Origin of the sequence: Moorena producens 3L (assembly GCF_000211815.1) — a bacterium.
Taxonomy (GTDB): domain Bacteria; phylum Cyanobacteriota; class Cyanobacteriia; order Cyanobacteriales; family Coleofasciculaceae; genus Moorena; species Moorena producens.
This window is the reverse complement of the sequence record NZ_GL890907.1, coordinates 69,889-76,441: the sequence shown is the minus strand read 5'-3', so window position 1 is coordinate 76,441 and position 6,553 is coordinate 69,889. Positions and strand designations below refer to the sequence as shown.

Below are 6,553 nucleotides of genomic sequence, written 5' to 3'. Positions count from 1 at the left end.
TGGTACAGCCATGGCGGCTTACACCTTGGGTGAACTGGGTAAACCTCGTAGAGCAGTCGCCCAGAATCGGGTAGTCAATGTCTACTCCTCTCGTCACTACAAGACGGATGATGACTTGTACGATAACTTCACCCGCATCACTGGTATTAAAGTGAATCTGATTGAGGGGAAAGCAAATCCATTAATAGAACGGATTAAAAGTGAGGGGGCCAATAGCCCTGCTGATGTCTTAATTACTGTTGACGCTGGTCGTCTTTGGAAAGCTGACCAGGCTGGTATTTTTGCCCCGGTTAATTCATCGGAACTCAACTCCAATATTCCCGCTAACCTGCGACACCCTGACAATCACTGGTTTGGCTTCACTAAGCGAGCGCGGGTGATTATGTATAACAAAGACAGAGTCAACCCTGCTGAACTGTCAACTTACGAAAATCTGGCTGATCCCAAATGGCAAGGTCGCATTGCTATCCGCTCATCGAGCAATATCTATAATCAGTCTCTGGTTGCCTCACTGATTGCCAGCCTGGGTGTACCAGCAGTAAAAGCATGGGTCGAGAGCTTTGTGGGTAACTTTGCTCGCAAGCCTCAGGGTAATGATCGAGCCCAAATTGAAGCCGTTGCGGCTGGGATTGCGGATATTGCGATCGCAAATACCTATTATCTACCTCGCTATATTAAATCCGATGACCCTGCCAAGCAGGGGATCTTCAAGAAAGTTGGTGTATTTTTCCCTAATCAGCAAAACCGGGGTGCCCACATTAATATCAGTGGTGGCGGCTTGGTTAAAACAGCTCCTAATCGAGAAAATGGTATCAAGTTCTTAGAGTATCTAACTAGCCCTACGGCTCAGACCTTCTTTGCTCAAGCTAATAGCGAATATCCAGTGGTTTCTGGAACACCGATTGATCCGGTACTTGCGGGCTTTGGTTTCCCTTCAAGGAAGATCCAACCAGTGTTTCCCAATATGGTCCCAATAGTGCTACAGCAGTTCAACTTATGGATATTGCTGGTTGGGTATAACAGTTATAAATTAGATCAAGTACTGTCGTTTTAGGGAGTAGGGAGCGGTGCGACCCGTGGCGAATTAAATTCGCCTACGGAAAGCGCACCGAGGGAGTAGGGAGTAGCGCCGAGAAAGCAAAAACTCCTCTTTTCCCTGTTCCCTGTTCCCTTTTTTTTGATTCCAACACCATGAAGAATTAAGAATTAAGAATTAAGAATTAAGAATTAAGAATTAAGAATTATGCCTTCTTCATGCTTCATTCTGCCTTCTGCCTTCTGCCTTCTGCCTTCTGCCTTCTGTATTCTGCCTTCTGTATTCTGCCTTCTGCCTTCTGCCTTCTGTATTCTGCCTTCTGCCTTCTGCCTTCTGCCTTCTGCCTTCTGCATTATTATCCCTGAGATTTAGCAATCTTCAAACTTAATAAAATTACTGGAATAATCCCTACTAAAACAATCGCTAAGGCTGGTGCTGATGCCTGTATTAATCGTTCATCGGAGGCATACTGGTAAACTCGTACTGCCAGGGTGTCAAAATTAAACGGTCGCATGATCAGAGTTGCTGGTAACTCTTTCATCACATCCACAAACACCAACATGGCTGCTGTCAACAATCCTCCCCACATTAATGGGGCGTGAACTTTGATTAGGGTCAGCGTAGGTCCATAACCGAGACTGCGAGAGGCATCATCTAAACTAGGCTTAATCTTACCTAGGCTGGATTCAACGGTATTGAATGAAATTGCTAGGAAGCGCACAAGATAGGCGTATACTAGAGCAATGATGGTGCCACTAAAAATTAAACCGGTGGATATGCCCAAGTTATCCCGCATCCAGCTGTCAATGATATTGTCCAACTGACCTAAGGGCATCAAGACACCAACTGCAATCACTGAACCAGGGATAGCGTAACCCATGGCAGCAGTGCGTACTGCTAAGCGCATCCCTAGTTTGGGCACTAGACGTTGCCCATAAGCCATGACTAATGCTAAGACCATAGCAATCGCAGCTGTTGTAATTGCTAATAGTAAACTATTTGTAGCTAGCTGCCAAAAATTATCATCTAAGGTTTCCTCGGCATTTTTAATGGTCATGTGCAGCAAAAATGCTGCAGGTGCTAAAAATCCAAGAGCAGTGGGAAGGAAACAGGCTACAAACGCGAGTATGGCTCTGATCCCAGTTAGTGGAAATGGCTTGATTCCCTGGTAACTACTGCTAGTCTCATAATAGCGAGATTGCTTACGAGACCAGCGTTCTAGTAGAATTAAAATAATTACAAATAGTAGCAAACAGGCGGCTAGTTGAGCAGCAGCTGACCTCTCACCCATGTCTAACCAGGTACGATATATGCCTGTAGTGAAAGTACTGACACCGAAATACTTTACTGTGCCAAAGTCGCTTAGGGTTTCCATCAGTGCTAAGGCCAAACCTGCCATGATCCCTGGTCTGGCTAGGGGTAGAGCGACGGTGAAGAAGCCACGCCAAGGGTTACATCCGAGGGAACGAGCAGCTTCTAGGGTACGGACGGATTGCTCTAGGAACGCTACCCTGGTGATTAGGTAAACGTAGGGATAGAGCACCAGAGACAACATTGCGATCGCACCCCACAGAGACCGGACATTGGGAAACCAATAATCCTGCACGCTAGTCCAGCCAAACAGCTGCCGCAGCCAGGTCTGTACGGGTCCAAAAAAGTCCAGCATATTGGTGTAAGTATAGGCAAGTAAATAGGCTGGTGCTGCCAGAGGCAGTAGTAAAGCCCATTCAAACACCCGGCTTCCCCAGAAGCGACACATGGTTACTAGCCATGCTGTTGAAACCCCAAGGATTAATACTCCACTACCTACACCTATAATTAACCACAGGGAGTTGACAATGTAACTGCCTAAGACAGTGGAGACTAAATGACTCCATACTTCCGAAGAATCGGAGAACATACTGCCCAGCACAGATAGGACTGGTGCGCAAATCAGGAGTGCGATCGCAATTACGGAGACTGTCCAACCAGGCAAACCCAGACGATGCCATGGTTTGTTACCGCTCAATAGTGCTGAAATTTTTAGTGGCATCGGGAGTTTTCAGGAATGTTTTCAGGGAGCTGAACTCAGAGGCTGTTTATAAAGTAAATGTATAGACAGCGATTAGTCGCTGAATATTGGTGGGTTACGGCGGACAGATCTCTTCAAAGGTGAGCTTTTAAAGTACTCGCCGCCTAACCCACCCTACGCTAAACTCTTGCAAGTATTTAGCAATAAACTATCCTATCAAATAATTGCTAACCTTGAACCAGAACAAAATGATTTTTTTTTTCCGTTCAGGGATTAAATTTTAAGATGCTTGAACTACAAACCAGTCAAGTCAAGGATATTTTGGCTCAGCAGCGCAATTTTTTCAGCACCGGTAAAACCAAAGATGTGGCATTCCGGATCGCCCAACTCAAGCGCCTCAAGCAAGTTATTTTAGAAAATGATACTGCCATTTTAGAAGGCTTGAAAGCCGACCTGCACAAGGCGGAATTTGAATCTTATGCTACCGAAATTATCCTGGTGCAGGAAATTGATCACACCCTCAAGCATATTAAATCCTGGGTCAAGCCGAAAAGAGTCCCGGTCTCAATGGCAAATTTTCCAGGCTCGGGTCAAATTTATCCCGAACCCTTGGGAGTAGTACTGATTATCAGTCCCTGGAACTATCCATTTGCTCTAGCCATTGCGCCTTTAGTGGGTGCGATCGCAGCGGGAAACTGTTGCGTTATCAAACCTTCTGAAATCTCCCCTCACACCTCTGGTGCGATCGCAGAGATTATCCAGAAAAACTTTGACCCTAGCTATATTACTGTAGTGGAAGGGGGAGTAGAAACTAGTCAGGAACTGTTAGCAGAAAAATTCGACCATATCTTGTTCACCGGCAGCACCCAAGTTGGCAGAATTATCATGACTGCTGCTGCCAAACACCTAACCCCCGTCACCCTAGAGTTGGGGGGTAAAAGTCCCTGCATTGTGGAGACAGATGTGCCGATAGAGACTACAGCAAAACGAATTGTTTGGGGTAAGTTTCTCAATGCCGGTCAAACCTGCGTTGCACCAGACTATCTGCTGGTCAATCGGGAGATTAAATCTGATTTACTCCAGGAAATCAAAGCCTGTATCCATAAATTTTATGGAGACGATCCCGCCAAAAGTCCAGATTATGCTCGGATTATCAGTGATAAGCATTATCAGCGTTTGAGTAGCTTACTCAACGATGGTGACATCATAATTGGTGGACAAACTAATCCAGAAGACCGCTATATTGCTCCCACGGTCATCGACAATATTTCCTTAGAGGATAAAGTGATGGAAGAGGAAATCTTTGGTCCGATTCTACCTGTGATTGAATACAGTAATTTAGATGAAGCCATTGGGATAGTTAACCAAAGACCAAAACCATTAGCGCTATATTTTTTCTCCAGAGACAAAGCAAAGCAACAGCAGGTTTTGCAACAGACCTCTGCTGGTGGTGTTTGCTTGAATGAAACAGTTATGCATCTAAATGTTCCTTCCCTACCATTTGGTGGGGTTGGTGATAGTGGCATGGGTGCTTATCATGGGAAAGCTGGTTTTGATACCTTTTCTCACCAAAAAAGCGTGCTTAAGAAATCCTTCTGGCTGGATTTGCAGTTGCGCTATGCTCCCTACAAAGACAAACTCGAACAGATCAAGAAATTTATTAGTGGTTAGTCATTCTTCGTTTTAGGGAGTCGGGAGTCGGTACCCACCCCTAACCCCTCCCAGGAGGGGAACGGGAGTCGGGAGTCGGGAGTCGGGAGCTTCGGAGCTAGCGCCGTCTTGGGTAGCCAGTTGCTCATCTCTTCATCTCCCCATCTCTTCATCTCCCCATCTCCCCATCTCCCCGCGCCCCCACACTTACCACACTTACCACACTTACATCTCCCCATCTCCCCATCTCCCAACACTGCGCGCGGCGCTATAACCAATCGCTAATCATGCTCGGACTTCTTAGGATCATCCTCACACCAGACTGCACTGGCTAAGCCACTCCAGCAGATCATCTTCCATTTAGCCATGGATAGTTTAGGAATCTTAGCAACGAATAGCCAGTCAGAGTAATCTAGGTGCTTATAGATACGATCTTTGGCACCACTATCACTATGATTCAGCCAGCCCCAGCCAGAGATACCTTTATGGCCCCGGTGCTCCGTATCATCACCAAATCGGAAAGAGTATTCATGATTACCGAAGTAGTCTACTAGATCAAAGGACTTGAACTTCTTAGACTTGATTGTCCCCTTACCCATGCCAATCTTGTATGTGCCATAGGCTTTCTCGGTGACATAGGCATCGTTGTCTTTATGTCCCACAACTTTGTAGGTAAAGTCGATATCCCAGTAGTCAGTTGTCCTTTTTTTGTAATTCTTCCCTTCTTTTTGTCCACCGAAGGCTTTTCCGTAGATGTGGATCTCACCTGTGCTGGTGTAGTCGAGGAATACCTCTGCGCCCTCGTACTCAAAATCAAAGGTATAGATATCTCTGGCATTACCAGTGAGCAGTCCATCAAGACGCAAGCCATAGGGTGGCGGACTGGCACTAGCACCAGGGTGATTGCAAAGTTGGAAGGTACACTTTTGTGGAGCAAATGTGGGCTTGAATGAGAAGGGAACTAAAAAATTGATCGGAATCTCAAATTCACAGTTGTAAGAGGATTCGTGGATATTTTCGTCAGGCATGATTTGCCCTCCATCAGGTAGTTTGGCAGGTAGTCTTAATCTCTCCCAATGGTCTCATAATTTACTAACAAGTTGCGGTACCCTTAAGGGTACCTTTTAGTTAACTTGTAAGCATTCAGCTATCAGTTATCAGCTATCAGCTATCAGCTATCAGCGGTTTGCAATTCAGTTAGGTACAAATTTCTGAATTTTAGGGAACAGGGAACAGCGGATCACCGGAACAGGGAAGAGAGAACAGGGAAGTCGGAAGTCGGAAGTGGGAAAACAATCCTGTGTACCTGAGGTGCGACCCGTGGCGAATTTAATAATTAGATGCGGAAAGCGCACCTGATAGTTATGCAAACCGCCGTATGCGCTATCGGCAGGGTTAAGGAGGAAACCGTTAAGAATAAAACAGGTCAGCATTCGAATAATGCTGAGTTACAGAAAGCACCTCAAGTAGCGTGGGAGGTTTATTTTAAGCTGACGGCTGACAGCTGACGGCACCTCAAGTAGCGTGCGCGTAGGGCATATGCTTACGTTAAGCTTAGCAGGAGACTGGTTAAGAAAACCCCCCTGACTTGATAAGCCTAGGGGGATTTGAGGAACTAATTTCTATGAACTAATTTAAAGCCAGCCGTCAAAGATTCTTGTCAGAGATTGCTAAAGAGACTAAGTGCTAACCGGTTCCGCTGGCTCAGTAGGCGCTCCGTTCTCTTCGATCTCCATTTCCTCATACTTAGTAAAGCACTTACGCTTAGCACCTACAGCTAGGTCGAGCACAATGGGTACTTCTAATTTGATCGGAACTTGGAACACACAGGGTTTATCGTATTTGTAAGGCATGGG

Annotated in this window: 6 protein-coding genes and 1 pseudogene; 2 read left to right on the top strand and 5 right to left on the bottom strand. The window is 45.9% G+C overall.

Translation table 11 applies throughout. From position 1 onward, the window contains the following. A pseudogene (locus LYNGBM3L_RS14055) lies at window positions 1-1,020 on the top strand (Fe(3+) ABC transporter substrate-binding protein); the annotation flags it as partial. Window positions 1,021-1,227: 207 nt separating this feature from the next. On the opposite strand, the gene LYNGBM3L_RS43505 reads toward LYNGBM3L_RS14055, so the two are convergent. After that, complete coding sequence (locus LYNGBM3L_RS43505; protein ID WP_008184289.1) at window positions 1,228-1,389, bottom strand: hypothetical protein; 162 nt, start codon at window positions 1,387-1,389, stop codon at window positions 1,228-1,230. A gap of 2 nt (window positions 1,390-1,391) precedes the next feature. After that, window positions 1,392-3,068 carry an ABC transporter permease gene (locus LYNGBM3L_RS14050; RefSeq protein WP_008184287.1) on the bottom strand — a complete coding sequence of 559 codons (1,677 nt, stop codon included), beginning with the start codon at window positions 3,066-3,068 and terminating at the stop codon, window positions 1,392-1,394. 264 nt (window positions 3,069-3,332) lie between these two features. Here LYNGBM3L_RS14050 and LYNGBM3L_RS14045 point away from each other — a divergent pair, with 264 nt between their 5' ends. After that, on the top strand, window positions 3,333-4,718 hold the full coding sequence (locus LYNGBM3L_RS14045; protein WP_008184284.1) for an aldehyde dehydrogenase: 1,386 nt from the start codon (window positions 3,333-3,335) through the stop codon (window positions 4,716-4,718). Here LYNGBM3L_RS14045 and LYNGBM3L_RS45745 read toward each other — a convergent pair. The 3 genes from LYNGBM3L_RS45745 to LYNGBM3L_RS45740 form a co-directional block, all read right to left on the bottom strand. After that, the gene (locus LYNGBM3L_RS45745; protein ID WP_044493157.1) at window positions 4,715-4,936 is read right to left on the bottom strand and encodes a hypothetical protein; all 222 of its coding nucleotides are present in this window, start codon (window positions 4,934-4,936) and stop codon (window positions 4,715-4,717) included. The two genes, LYNGBM3L_RS14045 and LYNGBM3L_RS45745, sit on opposite strands and share 4 nt — an antisense overlap. 42 nt (window positions 4,937-4,978) lie before the next feature. Then, window positions 4,979-5,725: a hypothetical protein gene (locus LYNGBM3L_RS14035; protein WP_008184279.1), complete on the bottom strand. Its 747-nt coding sequence runs from the start codon at window positions 5,723-5,725 to the stop codon at window positions 4,979-4,981. Between the two features lie 651 nt (window positions 5,726-6,376). Further along, complete coding sequence (locus LYNGBM3L_RS45740; RefSeq protein WP_008184277.1) at window positions 6,377-6,550, bottom strand: hypothetical protein; 174 nt, start codon at window positions 6,548-6,550, stop codon at window positions 6,377-6,379. Window positions 6,551-6,553 lie beyond the last annotated feature (3 nt).